This is a genomic window from Paraglaciecola algarum (genome assembly GCF_021532655.1).
GTDB classification, from domain to species: Bacteria; Pseudomonadota; Gammaproteobacteria; order Enterobacterales; family Alteromonadaceae; genus Paraglaciecola; species Paraglaciecola algarum.
In genome coordinates this window covers 221,154-242,820 of sequence record NZ_JAKGAS010000007.1, presented here as the reverse complement: position 1 = coordinate 242,820, position 21,667 = coordinate 221,154, and the positions used below count along the sequence as shown (strand labels likewise).

The following is a 21,667-nucleotide window of genomic DNA, read 5'->3' as shown; positions in this document are numbered from 1 at the left end:
CTTTTTTTTATGAGTAGAATTAAAGCTTTTATACCAATCGGCATAAATAATTGGCCTCTCAGCGAGAGTTTAAAAGGGCTTAAACAAGGCGCATGACTGGCAGCTCTTCACTAAAAATCACCATGTTCTCTTTCGAGGTCATGCAACACAGGGTAAGCCTTTTTAAAACTCGCCTGAAAGGAGTGCCCCAGCGGCTTTTGCGCCCAAGCTTTTCAAAAAGAGTGGGTTCTCCCTATTTGCAAGGGAAAAACCATTACTACATAGCGACGCCTTAATCAAAATCCGCTGGACGCATTCTGAGTGACTACTTATTTATGCCGATTGGTATTAGTCACTTTTTGACATTTTACTCACTACTTCCACCATTTCTCGAGTACTGTCGCTTATCTCTGTAATTGCTTCGCCGGTCTTTTGCACTAAATTCATGCCTTGTTCTGCAAGCTCAACAATTTGTTGCATAGATTGAACAGCATCATTAGATAGTTGATTATTTTCTTTAACTACTTCATCAATTTCAGCGGTTGATTTACTGGTTCTACCGGCTAACTGTCTTACTTCGTCCGCAACCACAGCAAAGCCTCTGCCTTGTTCGCCAGCGCGGGCAGCTTCAATGGCGGCATTAAGTGCTAATAGATTAGTTTGATCAGCAATAGACGTAATGGTATTGACTATATTGCTTATTTGCTCTGATTGCTGGCTCAGAGAGTCTATACTTGCTGCTGCGCTAGATAACCCCTGTGATACTTTTTGCATCGCCGCTATTGCTTCAGTAACTATGTCGTTGCCTTTAGTTGAAATATCATCGGTTTTTATTGATGATTGGTAAACAAGTTCACTGGTTTTGTTACCGGCCTCGACAGAAGCGGTATGGTCGGTTGCAAACTTTATGATCTTATAAAGCTGGCCTTCTGTATTGAAAATCGGATTGTAGGTGGCATCTAACCAAACTGAATCCCCATTTTTATTGATCCGTTCAAATCGGCCGGAAATAAACTCTCCACTATTAAGTTTGTGCCAAAATTGGCGATATTGGTCAGATCTAGATAATTCAGCGGTGCAAAACATTTTGTGATGTTTGCCTATTATTTCGGCTTGTGTATAGCCCATAGTCTGATAAAAATTATCATTGGCAGACAGAATATTACCATTGATATCAAATTCTATGGTTGCCATCGAACGAGAAACAGCTTCGGATTGGGCTTTTAGTTCATGCATTGACTCAACTGTTTGAGTCATATCTGAAGCTATTTTAATGACTTTTTCGACTTGGCCGCTTTGATCTAATACTGGACAATAACTTGCAGCCAACCAAATATTCTTGCCACTGTGAGTGACTCGTAAAAATTCGCCATTTGTCGCTTTACCGTTAGCCAGCTCTTTCCAAAAATCTTTATACTCCGCACTATTCACTAACTCTGCTTTGCAAAACAGACTGTGATGTTTACCAACAATTTCTTGCAGGCTATATTCCATTGTTTGCAAAAAGTTGTGATTGGCAGTGAGTACTCTACCTTCAGGACTAAATTCAATCATCGCCATGGACAAAGAAAACGCCTTGTACACAGCTTCAAGACTATACTTGTGACGAGTGATTTCAGCTAGCTCTACAGACAAGTCATTACTTTTACTGAAAAATCCCATAAAGACTGTTCCTTACTATTTAATTTAAACCTGATAATTACCTAAATACTTTAATAACAAATAGTTAGGTGTACAAGAGGTGGTTGTACTTTGCAATATTTACTATCGACCATAAACTCAAAATTGATAGTGATTTTTCTGACGACAGTTTCAAGTAAAGCCATATTAAGCTGTCATGGTATACTGGCTAAAACTTTGATAAAGAACTCTCCCATGCCTTGGATCCAACTAAAAATAAACAGCCAAGCAGAATATGCTGAACAAATCGGCGACATGTTAACTGCTAATGGCGCCCAAGCAGTGACTTTCGTTGATGCTAAAGATACACCCATGTATGAACCTAAACCCGGTGAAGTGATGTTATGGCCAGACACTCAAATAGTAGGTTTATTCGACGCAAATCACGACATGCAAGGCGTAATTAATCGTTTATCCAAAGCCAAAATATTAGGAAAAAGTTTCAATCACAAACTCGATCAATTAGAAGATAAAGACTGGGAACGGGAATGGATGGAGAACTTCCACCCCATGCAATTTGGAGAACGTTTATGGATTTGCCCAAGCTGGCGTGATGTACCCGATCCTAACGCTGTGAATGTGATGCTTGACCCAGGCCTAGCATTTGGCACTGGCACTCACCCCACAACTAGCTTGTGCCTAAGGTGGTTAGATGGCCTAGAGCTCGCTCAATCCTTAGTAGTCGATTTTGGTTGTGGCTCAGGTATATTGGGTATAGCTGCACTCAAGTTAGGCGCTAAACGAGTGGTAGGCATTGATATTGACCCCCAGGCTTTGTTAGCTAGCCAAGACAACGCCAATCGCAATGATATTGGCGATTTGATAGAGCTATATTTACCACAAGATCAGCCAGAACTAGAAGCCGATGTGGTGTTAGCCAATATTCTTGCAGGGCCTCTTAGAGAGCTAAGAGAAGTGATCACAGCATACTGCAAGCCTGGCGGAAAATTAGTTTTGTCAGGTATTTTAGATAACCAAGCGCAAGAAATTAATGATTTATATAGTGTTGATTTTGATATGGAACCAATCGAAATCGACGGCGAATGGGCGAGAGTGTCGGGTAAAAGAAAGTAATAATTACTCAATTCATAAACCATGGTTATAAGATTTAAATACAACTAAATATACAATACCAAGTAGATGACAAACGGAGTGTAACATGCGATTAACAGAACCATTAACCAAGCGCTTTGCATACGGCATAGCTTTAGGTGTTTTAAGTTTTCAACTTTTAGCCCAACAGACAGTTGTTACTGCTGTTACAGAGGCCCAAAAAGAAACCGCAACACAACTCATTCAAACAGCGCTTGAAAGTGATCTTGGCTTTAGTATAGTGGAATCGTTAACCACTGAGATTGGCCCGCGTTTAGGCGGTTCTGAGGCTGAAAAACGGGCCCGAGATTGGGGAGTTAAGTTAGGTAAAAGTCTAGATTTTGATAAAGTCAGTATTGAAGAATTTACTATGCCATTTTGGGATAGAGGCCATCTACATATTGAATTAACTTCACCCTACCAACAAGCTTTATATGGCACAGCGCTTGGTGGAGCTGCCCCATCCAAGAAAAATATTGACGCATCTGTAGTATATTTTCGAGATATCCATGCGTTAGCTGAAGTGAAAAACGGGTCGTTAGTCGGAAAAATTGCGTTTGTAGATGGTGACTTGTTAGTAAAAAGTCAAACCGGTGCAGGTTATAGTCAAGCTAATCAACGCAGAAGAGTAGGCTGGCAACATGCCCAAAGAGCTGGTGCTAAGGCATTAGTGGTGCGCTCTGTAGGCTCAGACTCGCACCGTTTTCCACATTCTGGCATGATGAGTAAAAATGATGATGGCTGGGCAAAAATTCCGGTTATCGCTATTTCTAATCCAGACGCCGATCACCTGCGTAGACTGCATAACTTGGGTAAGCCATTAAATATATCTTTGCATTCAGAGTCTAAATGGAAAGGTGAAGTAAGCAGCGGCAATGTTATTTTGGATTTGATTGGTAGCGAAAAACCAGATGAAATAGTGCTAATTGGTGGTCATTTAGATAGCTGGGATTTGGGTACAGGTGCAGTAGATGACGGCGCAGGCGTCGCGATTACCACAGCTGCTGCGGCACTAATAGCTAAATTACCTAAGCGACCTAAACGCACTATTCGAGTGGTAATGTTTGGCGCCGAAGAAGTTGGATTACTCGGTGCTTTTGCTTATGCAAAACAACACAAAGATAATTTATCTAATCACGTGGTGGCCACAGAATCAGACTTTGGCGCACAAACCATCTGGCAACTAGTCTCAAACGTCAATCCACAAGCAACAGAGTTGATGGATGAAATAGCTAAGGTGTTATCACCGCTTGGCATAGTACGTGGTGGTGCAGACATAGCAGGTGGTGGCCCAGACATTATTCCGCTGGCACAGCAGGGTGTACCCACTATCCGTTTAAATCAAAATGGTCGAGATTATTTTGATTTGCATCACACTCCTGATGATACCTTAGACAAAATCAACCCAGATGAACTCGCCCAAAACGTCGCAGCCTACGCAGCAACGATTTATATGATCGCAGACTCTGACGTGGACCTAAAAATCCCTAAAACTAAATAACCGAACATGGGTAAGCTAAAAAACACCAATTGTAATGATTAGTGTTTTTTTGTGTGCGAAGCACATGCTTTTCCCTTAATGCGAATCAAGGCTCGCTGATTTTGTGGTGAATTTAGTGGGTCAAGTGGCATGGATAGCCAATTGAGGCTTGTGATGTCGGGAACATCTCAAGCTGGCCTGCTTAATTCATTACAAAATTAGAAGAAGAGCATTGCTGGAGCACGGCCCTTTTTGCTTACTTTTTGCGGCTGTTGGTAAAAAGTAAGTTAGACGAAATGGATTTCGTTTAAAAAAAGTCATGGATGACAGTGAGCGAAGCTCATAAAGTGGCTATGCCATAAGTGAGTTTACGAATGCTTTGTGTGCGAAGCACATAAGTGAACGAAGTGAATGCTTTTGCTTTTGCTTTTGAAAAGAAAAATGGTGCTGATTGTGGGAGTCGAACTGCTATGAGACTTAGCTACTGATTACAAGTCAGTTTGAAGAAATGCTGAAATAAAATGGTGCCGACTACCGGAGTCGAACTGGTGACCTACTGATTACAAGTCAGTTGCTCTACCAACTGAGCTAAGTCGGCACTGTTTTTTACTTCAAGTGACGCTACTTTCAGGTTGTTGGTAAGTAACCTTATTAGGCTCCTAGCCCTGAAAGCGAGCGCTATTCTATTCAGATATAAACATTTGTCAAACAATTACGTAAATTAGTTTCTGTCTGCTTATAATTTCGCCAAACGTGCAGCCTCGTCTGTAAGCATTGGGAAGAATTCTAATGGCACATACTCAGACAAACGATCAATTGATTTGGACAACTCTGCGTAGCTGTCAGCGCATAAATTAAAGTGGCCCATTTTGCGTTTTTTTCTTGGGTTTTTACCGTACCAATGTAAATGGCAACCTGGAATACTTAACATATCTCGATTGAATGAAGAGCAACCGATAATATTGATCATGGCAGTATGTGAGGTCACTTTTGTTGAACCCAAAGGTAAACCCCGTACCGCTCGTATGTGATTTTCAAATTGGCAGGTATCAGCGCCTTGCATAGTCCAGTGTCCTGAATTATGCACTCTAGGTGCAATTTCATTAACTAACAGAGTATCGCCTAACTGGAAGAATTCTACCGCCAATACACCCACATAATCTAATGACTCAGCAAGCTTATTAAATATTTGCTGCGCTTGTTGGTTTAGTGCTTCATCAACATTTGTGGCTGGTGCAATAGATACATGTAATTGCCCTTGATGATGTAAATTTTCAGCCAGAGGATAATATGCTAATTGACCTTCACTACTGCGAACGGCTACAAGTGACAATTCGCGTTCAAAGTTCAGCATTTTTTCGACCACTAGAGGCACTTTATTCAAATCAAGCTTAGAAAGAGTTTGCTTTAAAGTGGTTAACTCGCTTTTATTTTGCATGCGCCATTGACCATACCCGTCGTAACCGTCACGGCTTGCCTTAATAATGAGTTGTTCGCCTAGTTTTTCAACAGCGGCATCTAGCTGCTCGATATTGGTAATGATGTCAAAAGGGCAATTAGCTATTTTAAGTTTTTCGAGTAAGGTTTTTTCTCGCACTCGATCAGCGCCTGTTAATATGGCTTCTGCACTAGGTTTGAGTTTTCCTGAAGCGTGTACTGTGGCCAATAAATCTTCTGGGATATGTTCGAATTCAGCTGTGACCGCATCCACTTCTTGTAAAATTTTATCAAGTGAGTGATTACTGGCTAACTTAGTCACTGGATCAACAATTTTATGATTAGACACATCTACAGCTTGGACTTCAACACCAATTGGCGCAGCAGCGAGTGACATCATTCGGGCAAGCTGCCCAGAACCTAAAACTAAGATACTCATTCTTTAAGCCTTTATGCTGAAGGTAATTGTAATTCTTCTTGTGCAAGCACTGTTGCAGTTTGTGCAGCTCTAAAATCTTTAACTGCTTGTTGAACCTTAAGATCTTGTAAACCGACTATTTGAGCTGCCAATAAGCCTGCATTCGCGGCGCCGGCTTCGCCTATGGCTAATGTGCCTACAGCTACGCCTTTAGGCATTTGCACAATTGATAATAACGAATCAATGCCATTAAGTTGGCTAGAGCGCACAGGTACACCAAAAACGGGTAAATGTGTATGAGCAGCTATCATGCCTGGTAGGTGAGCTGCACCGCCTGCACCACCAATTATCACTTGAAAACCTTCATCAGCTGCTTGCTCTGCAAATTCAGTTAAAAGCCCAGGAGTACGGTGGGCTGAAACCACCTTGGCTTGATAGTCCACGCCAAGTTTTTCTAACATTAGGGCTGCTTGTTGCATAGTAGGCCAATCTGATTTTGAGCCCATCACTATTGCCACTTTAGGCATAAGGTTTCTCGCTTAATTAATTTTAAATAAGTAGATATTTGAATTGTTTAATCAAACATCTCTAAAATTTCAAGCCGCGTATTGTAGCCTATCGTAGTGTTTGAATAAACCATGTTATTTTTGATTAAATTTTTTGCTTTAATTGGTGTAACTTCAACGCTAAAACAAAAAATCCGCCGACATAAAAATGAGGGCGGATTGTTTTTTAAGTTGAATGTAAAAGAGTCGAACTTAGGTTTTTTGTCTGCGCATAGCAGTGAAAAATTCATCATTGGTTTTGGTCATAGACAACTTGCCAATTAAGAACTCCATTGCATCGATTTCAGACATTTCATGCACAATTTTGCGCAATATCCACATCTTCTGTAATTCGTCTTGGGTTGTCAGTAATTCTTCGCGACGTGTTCCTGAACGGTTGTAATCTATGGCTGGGAATACACGTTTTTCTGCAATTTTGCGGTTCAGGTGCAATTCCATATTACCCGTACCTTTAAATTCTTCGTAGATAACTTCGTCCATTTTAGAGCCAGTGTCTATCAAGGCTGTGGCTATGATAGTTAAACTACCGCCTTCTTCGATATTACGGGCAGCACCAAAGAAACGTTTTGGTTTGTGTAATGCGTTGGCATCCACACCACCGGTTAATACTTTACCTGACGAAGGGATAACTGTGTTGTATGCGCGAGCTAAACGGGTAATTGAATCAAGTAAAATGACTACATCTTTTTTATGTTCAACTAAGCGTTTGGCTTTTTCGATAACCATTTCTGCGACTTGCACGTGACGACTAGCTGGTTCATCAAAGGTTGAAGCTACTACTTCACCACGCACCAAGCGTTGCATCTCAGTTACTTCTTCTGGGCGTTCATCAATCAACAGTACCATCAATAAACATTCTGGATGATTAGCGGCAATCGATTGGGCAATGTTTTGTAAAAGTAAGGTTTTACCCGCTTTAGGTGGAGCGACTATTAAACCACGTTGACCACGGCCAATTGGCGAAGCTAAATCTAACACCCTAGCGGTAATGTCTTCGCTACTGCCGTTACCACGCTCCATGGTTAAACGTTCATTAGCGTGCAACGGGGTTAAGTTTTCAAACAATATCTTATTACGAGCGTTTTCAGGACGGTCGTAATTCACTTCTGCAATTTTTAATAAGGCAAAATAACGTTCACTGTCTTTTGGCGGACGAATTTTCCCCGCTATTGTGTCACCAGTACGTAAGTTGAAACGTCTGATTTGACTCGGTGATACATAAATATCATCTGGACCAGCTAAATATGAAGAGTCGTTGGAACGCAAGAAGCCAAAGCCATCTTGGAGAATTTCTAATACGCCATTTCCAAATATGTCTTCACCACTTTTAGCGTGAGACTTTAGAATGGAAAATATAATGTCTTGTTTACGGGCGCGGGCCATGTTTTCTAGCTTCATTTCTTCGGCTAATTTAACAAGTTCGCTGATCGGTTTATTCTTGAGTTCCGTTAGGTTCATAATTGGTGGGTCTTTATGCTAGATGCTTGTCTTTACAGTCAAGTTTGTTTGAATAATTCAAGGGTATTTACTTTTTTAATCTCTGATTTGAGCTAAATACGGGTCTGTTCAGGTGTGAACACATACAAAACTTAGCATCATTAATTTAAATAGTCTAGTGAAAATGTTTACACAGGGCTCGATTAGGTTCATTGCTTTTATGACTGGATATAAAAAAGCTCAACAACTGCTGAGCTTTTTTAATTATTATTTAGATAAAACTACTAAATATTTTCGTTTAAAAACTCAACTAATTGAGCTTTAGACAGAGCGCCGACTTTAGTTGCAGCTACGTTTCCGTCTTTAAATAATAATAAAGTTGGGATGCCACGAATACCATACTTAGGTGGTGTTTCGTTATTTTCATCGACATTCAGCTTGCCAACTGTTAACTTGCCGTCAAACTCATCTGCCACTTCATGTAGAATTGGTGCGATCATTTTACAAGGGCCACACCATTCAGCCCAAAAGTCAACTAACACAGGACCAGCAGCATTGATAACATCGGCCTCGAAACTATCGTCAGACAAGGTGATAATTTTGTCGCTCATTTTTTTCTCCGTAATTTTTTCTTACGTTGATATAACTTCAACGTATTAATGATTGTTATATAGAAACTGGTTTTTAATGCAAGCAATGATAAGCTATAAGCTATGCAAACAACACATTTAACCGAAACACATTTTTCAGACTTAGCCATTCATCCGCAGGTTATTGAGGCTTTATCGGCCGCAAACTTTAACCATTGTACCCCTATTCAAGCTTTGAGCTTACCTCCACTTTTAGAAGGTAATGACATTGCAGGTCAGGCACAAACGGGAACCGGTAAAACCATTGCATTTTTGGTTGCTACTTTTCACTATTTGTTAACTAACCAACAAGACTCAAAACGTCAGCCTAGGGCAATTATCATGGCGCCAACCCGTGAACTTGCTGTGCAAATTTTTAATGACGCTGAATTACTAAGCAAACACACGGGTTTGTCACTTGGACTCATTTATGGGGGCGAGGGTTATCAAAGTCAACGTGAAAAGTTACAAGAAGGTGTAGATATTATTATTGGCACCACAGGGCGCATCATTGATTATTATAAACAGAACATCTTTTCACTAGATAATATTCAAGTCGCAGTGTTAGATGAAGCTGATCGCATGTTTGATTTAGGTTTTATCAAAGATATACGTTATTTATTCCGCAGAATGCCTAAACCTACAGAGCGTTTGAGCATGTTGTTTTCGGCTACTTTGTCTTATCGAGTGCAGGAATTGGCTTATGAGCACATGGATAATCCAACTCATGTGCAAATTGAACCAGAACGCAAAACCGCAGAGCGGGTAAAAGAAGAATTGTTCTATCCATCTGACGAAGATAAACCTTATTTGTTGTTAACTTTGATGGAAGAAGAATGGCCGGAAAAAGCCATTGTTTTTGCCAACACAAAACATAGCTGCGAAAGAGTATCGGATTGGTTAGAAGCAGATAATCACAGAGTTGGTTTGTTGAGTGGTGATGTACCACAAAATAAACGTCTCAAAATATTAGAAAATTTCACTTCTGGTGGCATTGATATTTTGGTGGCTACTGATGTTGCCGCTCGCGGGTTACATATTGCGTCGGTGAGCCATGTGTTTAATTATGATTTACCTGACGATGCAGAAGACTATGTGCACAGAATTGGTCGTACTGGCCGAGCGGGTCAAAGCGGAACCTCTATTAGTTTTGCGTGTGAAAAATATTCATTGAACTTGCCTGCCATTGAAGAATATGTACAACACTCTATTCCAGTGACGGAATACAACCCCAATGATTTAATTCGGGATGTTGAGCCACCTAAACCAAGATTTAAAAAACGAATGCAAAGTGGCCGAAGCCACCAAAAACGTCATTCAGGACCTCGCCCAAATCGAAATAGATGAATAAAAATAATATAGAAACAGTCGTTCCCTTTGCTCAACCAGAGCAATTGTATGCCGCAGTAGACCTAGGCTCTAACAGTTTTCATATGGTAGTAGTTAGAGTGTCTGCGGGATGTGTACATATTATTGGAAAAGTAAAACAAAAAGTGCGTTTAGCCGCGGGCTTAGATGAAAATATGATGCTCGACCAAGCCAGTCTAGAGCGAGGCTGGAATTGCTTACGGGTGTTTGCTGAACGACTGCAAGATATTCCTTTATCTAACATTAAAATAGTGGGTACCGCCACTTTACGTTTAGCCAAAAATGCCGATGTTTTTATTGCTGAAGCGGAAAAGATCTTAAATCATAAATTAAACGTTATAGATGGCGAAGAAGAAGCTCGTCAAATCTATTTAGGAGTAGCCTATACTTCTGCCAATCAAGGCAATTCCTTGGTGATTGATATAGGTGGCGCTAGCACTGAAGTGATTGTTGGCAATGACATGAAGCCTATTCATTTAGTAAGTATGAATATGGGGTGTGTCACTTTCAAAGAGCGATTTTTTTCTGACGGAAATATTACCGAGCAAGCTTTCGAGAAAGCGATCGGATACGCTAAGTCTTTATTAGCCCCTGTAGTTGATGACTTTTTAAACTTTAATTGGCAGCAGTGTTTAGGTGCATCTGGTACACCACAAGCTATTACTGAAATCTTGGTTACTCAAGGCATAAGTGACTCTATTCGTTTAGATTATTTGCACAACTTAAAACAACAATGTATCGACTGTGTATCAATCGAAGAATTGGAAATTGAAGGGTTAACAGAAGCTCGGCGAGCAATTTTTCCAAGTGGGTTAGCCATTCTGATTGCCTTATTTGAACAGCTTCACATTCAAGAAATGCAGATCTCTGGCGGAGCGCTAAGAGAGGGGCTTATCTACGGCATGTTAGATAACATGCAACAAAATGACCGTAGAACGCAAACTTTAGAGCAAATTATTGAAAGGTTTCACATAGAAGCAGAACATGCTAATCGAGTGAAAAATCTAGCTTTGGCTCTATTTAAACAAGTGCAAAAACAACTTGAGTTAACTAAAGTGGATTGTGAGCCCATGTTGATCGCGGCATCAATGTTAAGTGAATTGGGCATGCATATCGAATATAAACAACATCATAAACATGGTGCCTATATTTTAAGTTATCTACCTATGGTGGGGTACACTCAACAGCAGGTTCAGGGCATTAAAGCCTTAGTGCAAAGTCATAGGCAAGAAATTCAATTAAGTACTTTTGAATCATTTCATCCTGATGTACGTCATGCTTTACATATTCTTACTCGTATTTTACGCCTAGCTTGTATTTTATCTATTCGACGTAAAGACCATCTATTAGCTCAGTTTGATTTAAAGGTTAATGAACAAGAGTGGGTGCTTACTTTCCCAGGAACTTGGTTAAAATCTCATCCTTTAATTGATGCTGAACTTGCTAATGAAAAGTGGCAGCAACACAAAGTCGGCTGGAAACTGGAATGTTTCTAGCTCTATCAGTACTGCCGTGGATTATAGCTATTTAAGTAGGTACGCCGCTTGTTTAGCAAAGTATGTCAAAATTCCATTTGCTCCCGCTCGTTTAAACGCAAGTAGCGACTCAAGGATCACTTGTTCTTCGTTTAACCAGCCGTTGGCAAATGCGGCTTTATGCATGGCGTATTCGCCGCTGACTTGGTAGGCAAAAGTGGGCACTTTGAACTCGTCTTTACAGCGTCTAACAATATCTAAATATGGCATACCGGGTTTAACCATGACCATGTCAGCGCCTTCTTTTATGTCTAGCGCGATTTCTCGTAAGGCTTCGTCAGAATTGGACGGATCCATTTGATAACTTTTTTTATCACCACCTTTGATATTACCAGCGGAACCGACTGCATCCCTAAACGGTCCGTAATAGGCTGAAGCGTACTTGGCCGAATAAGCCATGATACATGTATTAATATAACCATTTGATTCAAGAGCTTGGCGTATCGCACCTATACGACCGTCCATCATGTCTGAAGGTGCCACTATATCTGCTCCTGCTTCAGCATGAGACAAAGCTTGCTTGATCAGTACTTCGATTGTTTCGTCATTTAATACATAACCCTGATCGTCAATTAAGCCGTCTTGACCATGGGAGGTAAAAGGATCAAGTGCTACATCAGTCATCACGCCTAGTTCCGGAACTTCAGCTTTTAGAGCACGCACGGCTCTTTGGGCTAAACCTTGCGGATTAAATGCTTCGCTGGCACATAGTGATTTAGCCTCTGCTGGCGTGACTGGAAAAATAGCAATAGCTGGAATACCTAGTGCTGCCAATTCTTGGGCTTCTTTTACTAACAAATCAATTGATAGCCTTTCTACGCCAGGCATAGAAGGGACTAATTCTTTTTGATTTTCGCCTTCTAAAACAAACATAGGATAGATTAAATCACTAACCGATAATTGGCTTTCAGCCATTAATTTGCGAGTGAAACTTTGTTTGCGCAATCTACGCATGCGAGTTTGGGGAAATTGTTCGGGCATTTTGCATCCTGTTGAGCTAATTTTATTTACGTGTTATGAATTACGAGCTACTTAACTCACTACCTAACACTTTGTTTCTGCCGGAGTTTTTAGCTTTATACAATTGTTTATCAGCTAAAGCTAATATTGAATCTTCGTCTTGTTCTGCAATGGCTGTGGCAATGCCGGCACTAACGGTAATTTTCACATTAAGATCATCAATATTTATAGGGGTATTAGCGATATCAAGTCTAATTTGTTCCACTAAATTCATCGCGCCTGCTAACTCTGTATTGGGCAGTATGAGTGCAAACTCTTCACCACCATAACGGCAGACGTCATCACTGGGGCGTTTAAGGGCATTTTGAATGGTTTGGGCTACGGTTTTTATACATTCATCACCTACTAAGTGGCCATGCTGGTCATTTACATTTTTAAAATGATCTATGTCTAACATCACGATAGAAAGTTTAGTTTGCTCACGCCTACTTCTGCGTGTTTCTGCTTGGTACTTTTTATCGAAATAACTGCGGTTACGTATACCGGTTAAAGCATCTAAAGTGTTTCTTTGTTCCAACTCTTGGTTTTTTTCTGATAATTCTCGTAGCGCTATTTCGAGTTCTAGCGTACGTTCTTGCACTTTGTACTCTAGATCATGGGTAGACGTTTGTTCTTCATTTTGCTGAGCCGTTTGTGCTTGATAGGATTGATTCAATTGTTCAAGAGTGTCGACTTTTTCTCGAAGAATACTCTGTTTTTCTTGATGATAATGTAAAATTAACATCATGGTTAGTAAGCTAGATTTTATCACCAAAGCGAGCAGTAAAATTGTCTCTGAAATGTGAAGATTTGCTATATGGGGTAGGCAGATTAGGCAAATTCCAACTGATAAGATTAACCAGGAAATTGTATAATTTTTGGCAAGTGGAACTCTTTTTTTCCATAACCATCCCCCAGTGAATACGAGTAGCAGCTTGGTTAAAATTAAAGTCGATAATAAAGCTAAGCTGATGGTGCCATCAGCGAGAAAAAAGCTAGCTACAAAGTTTATCAGCACTAAAATCGCCATTAGCTTAAACAGCAAACTTAGTAACTGACTATAGCGTGCCACATTTAGCAAAAAGTAACTAAATAACAAACTTAGGCATAAACTTAAGGTTAGGAAAAGGCCGAGTGAATGCAGCCGTAACCAACCTATATCAGACCAAATATGTTTATCTCCCAGCTCATAAAATGAGGCCAAAGTTAAGCCCCAAAATAGAATGAGTGAGCTGTAAATTAAGAACCTGAAAGACTGGGTATAGAGATAAGTAAAAAAGTTAGTTAAACCCAAAGCGACTAATAAGCCAAAAAATAAACCTAAAATAAAGCTTTCTTGACTGCTCCACATCATACTAAAACCAGTAATAGCTAGAGTGATACTAACCCCAATAATAGTTAATCTCTGTTTGGGTAAAGAAAGCTTGAAAGGCTGGGATTGCATATTAATTATCTATCCCAGCAAGGCCAAAAAGTTGCTGGGTGTTGTTTAAACTGGCTTGGTTTAATACAGTTAAGTCAACTTGCATTAAATCAGCTACTTGTTGAGCAATAAAAGGTAAATAAGCTGGCTCGTTATTACCTTTGTCGAGTTTTCTATTATTAGCTAACCCTTTAGGCCGCAGATATGGTGCATCAGTTTCTAATAAAAGGCGCTCTAAAGGTAATGAAGTGATTGCATCTCGTAGGTCTGTGCCTCTTTTAAGATCGCAAACCCAGCCAGTAATACCGATATAAAAACCTAACTCTAGATACTGCAGCATTTGATGCTGATTACCGGTAAAACAATGGGCCACACCACCAACTAAATTATTTTGGTATTTACTTAATATTTCGATTTGGGTATCGAATGCGTCACGCTCGTGTAAAAAAACCGGTAGTTGTAATTCGCAAGCTAGTTGTAGTTGTTGTTCAAAAGCATAAACTTGTTGTTCAGGCGTTGAAAAATTACGATTAAAATCCAGTCCACATTCGCCAATAGCCACTACTAGTGAATTGTTGGCTAACTGTTTTAATTGTTTGACAGTTTCTTGGCTAAATTCACTGGCATGATGGGGGTGCACACCGGCCGTTGAATATAAGTGTTTTGGATAAGCGCTAGCTAACTCAACGGCCTTTAAGCTACTAGGGATTGACGTGCCTGTGATGATAATTTGGTTGACATTAGATTTGAATGAACGGGCTAATACTGGCTCTAATTCAAGCCTTTTGTCGGTAAAGTTGACTCCAATATCACACCAATTCATAAGCCGTCATTCTCATCAGGAAGTGTTTTATAACTGTTAATAGGAACCGCAAGAAGACTAACGTTTTTATTAAAAGTTTAGTCTAGTTCTTGTTCTTCGTTAATTTCGTCTGGTTTCCGACGTGAGTACACACTGCCAACAATAATGCCAAATTCGTATAGTATCCACATTGGAATAGCCAGGAGTGTTTGCGAAATTATGTCTGGTGGTGTGAGTAACATTCCGACCACAAATGCGCCAACTATTACATAAGGCCGCTTAGCTCTTAGGGCTTCTGGTGTAGTCATGCCCGTCCAACACATAAGCACTATGGCCACAGGAATTTCGAAAGATAAACCAAAAGCAAAAAATATTTTTAGTACAAAATTTAGGTAACTACTGATGTCGGTATTAATAACCACCCCTTCGGGGGCTACGCTAGTAAAAAAGGCAAAAGCTAATGGAAAAACTACATAGTAGGCAAAGGCCATCCCCAAATAAAATAACAAAGTGCTTGAGAAAAGTAGCGGCGCAACCAAACGTTTTTCATTTTTATATAAACCTGGGGCTACAAATCCCCAAACTTGATAAAAGACCATAGGGATGGCAATAAAAAAAGATAACACCATAGTTAATTTAAAGGGAGCAAAAAATGGCGAGGCCACATCTGTGGCTATCATTTCAGCATGTTCAGGTAGGGTATCTAACAAAGGTGTAGCCAACCAATGATAAAGGTCTTGAGCAAAGTAAACTAGGCACAAAAATACTACAAATATGCTTAAGAAGGCTTTTAATACACGACTTCTTAGCTCAATCAAATGAGCAACTAAGCTGTTTGGTTCTGACATATTAGTTAATCCGAATTCGACACAAGATACGTCTGTAGCGAATATTTGTATTCTTTTGTGTGTTGCTCAAGGTTAATTACTCTTTTGAATACGGTTTTTGTACAGACTTGGCTGCATTACGAAGTTCGTCAACAGACTCTTGTAATTCAGGAGACAGGTTTTCTAAATTTTGTTGCTCGGCTTTTTTGAGGTTTTCGTGTAGTTCATGGATCTTAAATTGCTGCTCGACTTCTTGTTTGAAGCCATTGGCCATACCTTTAATACCACGAATGGTTTTCATGGTTGAACGCACTGCACCGGGCAACCTTTCAGGACCTAGAACAACCAAGGCTAATACTCCAATAATCAGTATTTCAAAAAAGCCAATATCAAACATTAATTAGACTCTTTTTGTTCGCTCTTAGGTTGTTGAGTTGCTGTTGCAGCTGTATCTGATGATTTGTCTTCAACCTTTTCATCCGATTTTTTTTCTGTTTTTTCGAAGTCAGCGTCTTTTTCATCGTCACTCATGGCCTTTTTAAAACCTTTTAAAGCGCCGCCTAAGTCACTACCCATGCCACGTAACTTTTTTGTTCCGAATAATAAAACCACTATTGCTAAGATAATTAATAGCTGCATTGGACTAATGCCAAACATAAAATACTCCAAATTTTTTAATCTGACTCATTATACGTTTCTTCAACCAAAGGTCACTGGATTTGATGAGTTAAACTGTAAATTTATTTATCATAGTTTTAATTGATAAGGCTTACTTAACCTAAGTTCGATGTATGAACTCAGGTTAATTAGAAATTTCAGCAAGGCTGGCATCTTACCTGCTAAAGTTATATTACTTCTTGAAGTACAACTGATTTTTGACAACTAACTATTAGGATCAGCATTGAAGCTAACGCGGAAGAATATAATTGTTTGTTGGTTGAGCATAGTATTGACTTGGCCTGTGAACGCCGAGCAAACTGAAAAAAGTTACATTTGGTTAGATTCTATGCATGCTAACTTAGTTGACTCAGTAGGATCGACTGCTGTGTGGTTCGATAACTTTTTTGCTTTAGAAGATTTTCCAACTGATAGCTCAGCGAGAGGCGAGGCTAGAATTCGTTTAGGTTGGGAGCCACGAACTAGAGACTTAAATGAATTCGAAACAAGATTTAAAGTTAGATTCAAACTCCCTAAATTAAAAAATAGAGTTGATGTGATTTTGTCAGATCACGACGATGAACAAGCGGACAATTCTCTAAATGTTTTACAGAATCAAGATTATTCGGAGAAAAATCGTTTTAGTTTAGCATTACGTTGGAAAAGTAAACCGGATAGTGGTTTTTCTCATCGAATAGGTGTGGGACGTAAGCTGCAAATTTTTGCTAAAAGTCGATATAGAAATTTCCATCAACTGACAGATAAAACCAGCTTTAGGTGGGAGACCTCGGCTTATCTTTATTCGAAAGATGGTTTGGGCGCAGAAATAACAGGACAATTTGGTTATAACATCAGTGATAGTGATTTATTTCGTTTCAATAACCATTTTTATTACCGTGATAAGACTAATGATTGGTTTTGGCAGCACAATGTGCAAAACCTTAAGCAGTTAAATGCTGAAACGGCTTTGATCACTGGCGTATATTTAGAAGGAAAAAGTCAGCCTAATTATCGAATTGAAGAATACCTAATTAGTACTAGGTGGCGGAAAAACGCATTAAGAGAATGGTTGTTTTTTGAGGTGGAGCCATTTGTGTTGTGGCGCAGAGATGAAAGTTTTTCAGCCTCTTATGGCATGGCACTTAGGGTTGAAGGTTATTTTGGCAAACTGTAGCTTTTTACTTCTCAGACCACCACAGCAACTATAGCTTTTTTACTTTCCAAGCTAACAACCAACATATCACTCCTGCACTTGCACAAGTAATGCTTGGCCACATTGAGTTTTGATAAATCGGTAAAATACTAGCAACAATAATTAAACTGCAACCCACCATCACGCATTGGCTACTTTTATGTTGTTGTTTAAGCTGAATTTGTTGGTTTTCAAATTGTAATCTTTGTTGTTCTGGTAAGGTTTTGACTTGTTTTAACGAATCGTAAACTAGGTCAGGGATTTCCGGTAGTTTTTCAGACCAATAAGGTAAGTTGGCATAAATTTTATTATACATGGCTTTAAAGCCAATCTGTTCTTTTAACCAGTTTTCTAAAAAAGGTTTAGCTGTTTGCCACAAATCTAGTTGTGGGTATAACTGACGGCCTAAGCCTTCAATGTACAATAAGGTTTTTTGTAGCAATACCAGTTGAGGCTGGATCACCATGTTGAATCTTCTAGCGGTATTAAAAAGCTGTAACAACACATTGCTAAATTCAATTTCAGCTAATGGCTTTTTGAAAATAGGTTCACATACTTTACGAATAGACGCTTCAAAATCGTCTATGTCTGTGTCTGATGGTACCCAACCTGAATCCACATGTAATTCGGCTACTTTTCTGTAGTTACTATTAAAAAAAGCGATAAAGTTTTCAGCTAAGTAACGTTTATCTTCACGGGTTAGGGTGCCAACAATGCCAAAATCTATGGTGATGTATTGTGGATCTTGTGGATTATCATAGGCCACAAAAATATTGCCTGGATGCATATCAGCATGGAAAAAGCTATCACGAAACACTTGGGTGAAAAATACTTCAACACCCCTTTCGGCTAAACGTTTTAAGTTAGTATTTCGCGCGGTGAGTTGTTCAATATCAGAAATGGGGGTGCCATAAATTCGCTCCATCACCATGACGTTTTTATGGCAATAGTCACTGTATATTTTAGGCACATACAAAGCTGGCGAGTTTTCAAAGTTTTGTTTAAATTGAATACCATTCGCTGCTTCATGAGTTAAGTCTAACTCATCGATAATGGTTCTTTCGTATTCCTCTACCACTTCAACTGGGCGAAGTCGTTTACCATCGGGTAATAGCTTTTGTAACACACCCGCTAGGGTACGCATTAATTCAATGTCGGATTGGATGGTTTGTTTGATGTTAGGTCGAATGACCTTGACTACTACCTCTTGATCTTGGCCCGTGTTTTTATCTTGGATCTTGGCCGAGTGAACCTGCGCTATTGAAGCAGAAGCCAGTGGAGTCGAATCAAACTCACTAAACAATTGATCTATACGTTGTAAGCCAAAAGCGTGGCGAATAATTTGTTGGGCTTGTTCACTGTCAAATGGTTCGACTTGATCTTGGAGAATACTAAGCTCTTTAGCTATGTCTAGAGGTAACAAGTCTTTACGAGTGGATAACATTTGACCAAACTTTATAAAGACTGGGCCTAGGGTCTGCAGGGCTAACCGAATCCGAGCGCCTTCGGACTTGTCTTTGTGCTTATTTGTTAGCCAAAAAAATGTGTTTCTGGCTATTTTGGCATACCAAGGAAGCCATTTAGGCGGGATCATTTCATCTAAACCATGTTGCAACATGACCTTATTTATCTGATATAGGCGAAATATTCTCACTACTTTGCTGATCCCTTGGTTTGATTTTGCTCTGCTTTAATTTGGGCGGTTTGTTCTAATCTAGCAATTCTCGCTGCTAGGCGTTCAGTGTGACTGCGTAAATCATTTACATCCTCACTAAAAAGAATCATTTCATTTTGAGTAATGCTGACTGAATTAGGTTGGCGTAAGTTTTCTGCTAGTTTCTCAGCGGTTTGCTCGAGATTAAATTTAGCTTTTTTGAAAAGTGTTTTTGTACTGCTAAAAGTTTGGTGAGCAACCACATCGCCAGTGTATTTTGCTAGCTGTTCTTCCCAATCAATATCTAAGTCTTTCATTAGCGAGCTAAAGGTTTGTGCGACGTATATATCGCCAATCAAATTTAGTTTTTTTTGTTGGATAAGTTGAGTTAGTTGACTGCTATCTTTTAACTTGGGCAAGGTTTCTAGGTTTAATTCAATTAAACAATCTGCAATTGTGTCTTGTGGATCTTGGCTTGCAATTCGGACATCAATTTGGCTTGAAAAGCTAAACATTAGCGGCCAAGGTAATTCGTTAACTTTCACTTGTAGTGAACGACCAGATAATTTTCGTAATCGCCCTTGACTGTCAGGATCGAGCAATAGAACCTTATTCAAAGCTAATTCAATTCCTGAGGTAACAAGTTGCGGTAATGGCATGTTAAAACTTAAACCCTCGGTGTAAAGCAACTATGCCACCGGTCAAGTTATGATATGTGGTTTGTTCAAACCCGACATTTTCCATCATGCCTTTAAGGACTTCTTGCTCAGGGTGCATACGAATAGATTCAGCTAAGTATTGGTAACTGTCTGCATCGTTTGCTACGAGTTGGCCGATTTTAGGTAACAAATGAAATGAATAAGTATCATAAACTTTATTGAGTATTTCGTTGCTGGGTTTAGAAAACTCTAACACTAATAATCGCCCACCTGGTTTTAACACGCGGTACATAGAAGCCAATGCTTTGTCTTTGTCTGTGACATTACGTAGACCAAAAGCTATAGTGATAATGTCGAAAGTATTGTCAGGGAATGGTAGTTCTTCAGCATTAGCTTGTACGTATTCAACGTTACCTACTATGCCTTTATCCCGTAATTTATCCCGACCGACTTTTAACATAGCATCGTTAATATCGGCGAGTATTACTTGTCCTGATTCGCCAACAATTCTAGAAAATTTAGCGGTTAAATCCCCAGTTCCGCCAGCTAGATCTAACACCTTGTGGCCAGCTCTAACGCCACTACAGTCGATAGTATAACGCTTCCACAAGCGATGAATACCCAATGACATAAGGTCATTCATAATGTCGTATTTAGCCGCAACAGACTGAAACACATCTTTTACCATGTTCACTTTTTGGTTTTTATCTACCTGTTTAAAACCAAAGTGAGTGGTTTGTTCTTGTTGAGGTTGGGACTCGGGAGTTTCAGACGCGCTCATGTGTGTTCCTTGGATTTCATATAAAGCTAGTTTACCCAAATATTGTCTCAGTCAACAGGGAATGTTTGCAGGTTTTAAAAGTGTTTTTAAGAATTGATAGATAGAAAATAAAAAACCTCAGTCGAATTAGTAGAATTCGACTGAGGTTCATAGGAGGCTTGAGTTAAAGTGTACTAATAATTTTATCTAAACCGATTTTAGATTTTGCTACAGCTTGCATTGAGCTAAAGCCATCAGGGTATTCTTCTTGCTCCAATACTAACCAGCGAGTACCACCAACCTTTGCTTGGGTTTTAATTAATGTAGCCCAGTCATAGTCATCATCCCCTAAAATCGGGCTGGCGCCTTGTGGTGTTCTGTTTGGACCGTGATAGTGACGTATTTTAAGATGTGTAGTTAAAGTACGTCCAGGATAACGTTTAACATACTCAACCGCGTCTTTACCTGCAAAATTTACCCAGCCTACATCCAACTGAAGTAAAACGCTTTGTGGTGTGTTTGTGGCAATGTAATCCCAAAACGTTGCATCCAAATAAGTGTTAAATTCATGGTCATGATTATGATAACCAATAGTCATATTTTTTTTAGCTAACACTTCAGACAATCTTACTAAATCACTTGTTAAGCTATCCACACCATCTGTGCTAAATGCCCTTTGATCATAAGGAATAATTACTAAATCAATACCGACGGCTTTGAGAAAGTTTAGCGTGTCATCTAATTTATCTGCACCTAGATGCTGAAAGCCGACATGCGCCCCACTGGCTTTAAGTCCGATTGAAGTAAGGTAAGCTTTTAAGCCAGCTGGATCTTCGGCGTACTCGCCATAGTTGCCAGCAAACTCAACTCCTTGGAATCCCATATCAGCTAGTTTTTCTAAAGTACCTTTAAAATCTTCGTTTAGAGCATCTTTTACCGACCAAAGCTGCACGCTGACCGGTGGTACTTCAATTTTTGTTGAAGCGGGAGATTTACTTTCACCGCAAGCTGTCAAACCAATCAGGCTGAACAGCATTGCGCTAATGATGAGGATATGTTTCATAGTGGTTCCT

Annotated in this window: 19 protein-coding genes, 1 tRNA gene and 1 pseudogene; 5 read left to right on the top strand and 16 right to left on the bottom strand. The window is 39.6% G+C overall.

From position 1 onward, the window contains the following. Positions 1-393: 393 nt before the first annotated feature. A pseudogene (locus L0668_RS20815) lies at positions 394-1,536 on the bottom strand (methyl-accepting chemotaxis protein); the annotation flags it as partial. A gap of 318 nt (positions 1,537-1,854) precedes the next feature. Here L0668_RS20815 and prmA point away from each other — a divergent pair. Next, positions 1,855-2,733 carry a 50S ribosomal protein L11 methyltransferase gene (prmA, locus tag L0668_RS14005; RefSeq protein ID WP_235313329.1) on the top strand — a complete coding sequence of 293 codons (879 nt, stop codon included), beginning with the start codon at positions 1,855-1,857 and terminating at the stop codon, positions 2,731-2,733. 85 nt (positions 2,734-2,818) lie between these two features. Next, positions 2,819-4,252 carry a M20/M25/M40 family metallo-hydrolase gene (locus L0668_RS14000; RefSeq protein ID WP_235313328.1) on the top strand — a complete coding sequence of 478 codons (1,434 nt, stop codon included), beginning with the start codon at positions 2,819-2,821 and terminating at the stop codon, positions 4,250-4,252. A gap of 501 nt (positions 4,253-4,753) precedes the next feature. On the opposite strand, the gene L0668_RS13995 is transcribed toward L0668_RS14000, so the two are convergent. The 5 genes from L0668_RS13995 to trxA all read right to left on the bottom strand — a co-directional run bounded on the left by L0668_RS13995 (position 4,754) and on the right by trxA (position 8,700). Further along, a tRNA-Thr gene (locus tag L0668_RS13995) sits at positions 4,754-4,829 on the bottom strand. A 138-nt stretch (positions 4,830-4,967) separates the two neighbouring features. Then, positions 4,968-6,107, bottom strand: coding sequence for a 5-(carboxyamino)imidazole ribonucleotide synthase (locus tag L0668_RS13990; protein ID WP_235313327.1), 1,140 nt, complete (start codon positions 6,105-6,107; stop codon positions 4,968-4,970). A gap of 11 nt (positions 6,108-6,118) precedes the next feature. Continuing rightward, a complete protein-coding gene (purE, locus tag L0668_RS13985; protein WP_235313326.1) occupies positions 6,119-6,613 on the bottom strand; it encodes a 5-(carboxyamino)imidazole ribonucleotide mutase in 495 nt (164 codons plus the stop codon). Between the two features lie 231 nt (positions 6,614-6,844). Beyond that, positions 6,845-8,110: a transcription termination factor Rho gene (rho, locus tag L0668_RS13980; protein WP_235313325.1), complete on the bottom strand. Its 1,266-nt coding sequence runs from the start codon at positions 8,108-8,110 to the stop codon at positions 6,845-6,847. A 263-nt stretch (positions 8,111-8,373) separates the two neighbouring features. After that, entirely contained in the window at positions 8,374-8,700 is a 327-nt protein-coding gene (gene trxA / locus L0668_RS13975) for a thioredoxin TrxA (RefSeq protein WP_235313324.1), read from the bottom strand. A gap of 102 nt (positions 8,701-8,802) precedes the next feature. Here trxA and rhlB point away from each other — a divergent pair, with 102 nt between their 5' ends. After that, positions 8,803-10,065 (top strand): ATP-dependent RNA helicase RhlB, encoded by a 1,263-nt coding sequence (gene rhlB, locus L0668_RS13970; RefSeq protein WP_235313323.1) that lies wholly within the window; start codon positions 8,803-8,805, stop codon positions 10,063-10,065. Then, entirely contained in the window at positions 10,062-11,582 is a 1,521-nt protein-coding gene (locus L0668_RS13965; RefSeq protein ID WP_235313322.1) for a Ppx/GppA phosphatase family protein, read from the top strand. Before rhlB ends, L0668_RS13965 begins: the two co-directional genes overlap by 4 nt. A gap of 27 nt (positions 11,583-11,609) precedes the next feature. Here the strand turns inward: L0668_RS13965 and hemB are convergent, their stop codons facing one another. The 6 genes from hemB to tatA all read right to left on the bottom strand — a co-directional run bounded on the left by hemB (position 11,610) and on the right by tatA (position 16,329). Then, the gene (hemB, locus tag L0668_RS13960) at positions 11,610-12,602 is read right to left on the bottom strand and encodes a porphobilinogen synthase (RefSeq protein ID WP_235313321.1); all 993 of its coding nucleotides are present in this window, start codon (positions 12,600-12,602) and stop codon (positions 11,610-11,612) included. Between the two features lie 40 nt (positions 12,603-12,642). Further along, positions 12,643-14,064, bottom strand: a complete 1,422-nt coding sequence (locus L0668_RS13955) for a sensor domain-containing diguanylate cyclase (protein WP_235313320.1) — start codon at positions 14,062-14,064, stop codon at positions 12,643-12,645. A 1-nt stretch (position 14,065) separates the two neighbouring features. Further along, a complete protein-coding gene (locus tag L0668_RS13950; protein WP_235313319.1) occupies positions 14,066-14,866 on the bottom strand; it encodes a TatD family hydrolase in 801 nt (266 codons plus the stop codon). A gap of 77 nt (positions 14,867-14,943) precedes the next feature. After that, the gene (gene tatC, locus L0668_RS13945; RefSeq protein WP_235313318.1) at positions 14,944-15,693 is read right to left on the bottom strand and encodes a twin-arginine translocase subunit TatC; all 750 of its coding nucleotides are present in this window, start codon (positions 15,691-15,693) and stop codon (positions 14,944-14,946) included. A 76-nt stretch (positions 15,694-15,769) separates the two neighbouring features. Then, positions 15,770-16,069: a Sec-independent protein translocase protein TatB gene (gene tatB, locus L0668_RS13940; RefSeq protein ID WP_235313317.1), complete on the bottom strand. Its 300-nt coding sequence runs from the start codon at positions 16,067-16,069 to the stop codon at positions 15,770-15,772. Further along, positions 16,069-16,329: a twin-arginine translocase TatA/TatE family subunit gene (gene tatA, locus L0668_RS13935; protein ID WP_235313316.1), complete on the bottom strand. Its 261-nt coding sequence runs from the start codon at positions 16,327-16,329 to the stop codon at positions 16,069-16,071. The genes tatB and tatA overlap by 1 nt, the downstream gene beginning before the upstream one ends. Positions 16,330-16,621: 292 nt before the next feature. Between tatA and L0668_RS13930 the strand changes: the two genes are divergently transcribed. Continuing rightward, on the top strand, positions 16,622-17,503 hold the full coding sequence (locus tag L0668_RS13930) for a hypothetical protein (protein ID WP_235313315.1): 882 nt from the start codon (positions 16,622-16,624) through the stop codon (positions 17,501-17,503). 28 nt (positions 17,504-17,531) lie between these two features. Here L0668_RS13930 and ubiB read toward each other — a convergent pair whose 3' ends face one another. From ubiB to L0668_RS13910, 4 genes are all read right to left on the bottom strand, one after another. Continuing rightward, the gene (ubiB, locus tag L0668_RS13925) at positions 17,532-19,175 is read right to left on the bottom strand and encodes a ubiquinone biosynthesis regulatory protein kinase UbiB (RefSeq protein WP_235313314.1); all 1,644 of its coding nucleotides are present in this window, start codon (positions 19,173-19,175) and stop codon (positions 17,532-17,534) included. Continuing rightward, entirely contained in the window at positions 19,175-19,834 is a 660-nt protein-coding gene (locus L0668_RS13920; RefSeq protein WP_235313313.1) for a ubiquinone biosynthesis accessory factor UbiJ, read from the bottom strand. Before L0668_RS13920 ends, ubiB begins: the two co-directional genes overlap by 1 nt. Before the next feature lies 1 nt (position 19,835). Beyond that, on the bottom strand, positions 19,836-20,615 hold the full coding sequence (gene ubiE / locus L0668_RS13915) for a bifunctional demethylmenaquinone methyltransferase/2-methoxy-6-polyprenyl-1,4-benzoquinol methylase UbiE (RefSeq protein ID WP_235313312.1): 780 nt from the start codon (positions 20,613-20,615) through the stop codon (positions 19,836-19,838). A gap of 163 nt (positions 20,616-20,778) precedes the next feature. Further along, positions 20,779-21,657, bottom strand: a complete 879-nt coding sequence (locus tag L0668_RS13910) for a sugar phosphate isomerase/epimerase family protein (protein ID WP_235313311.1) — start codon at positions 21,655-21,657, stop codon at positions 20,779-20,781. Positions 21,658-21,667 lie beyond the last annotated feature (10 nt).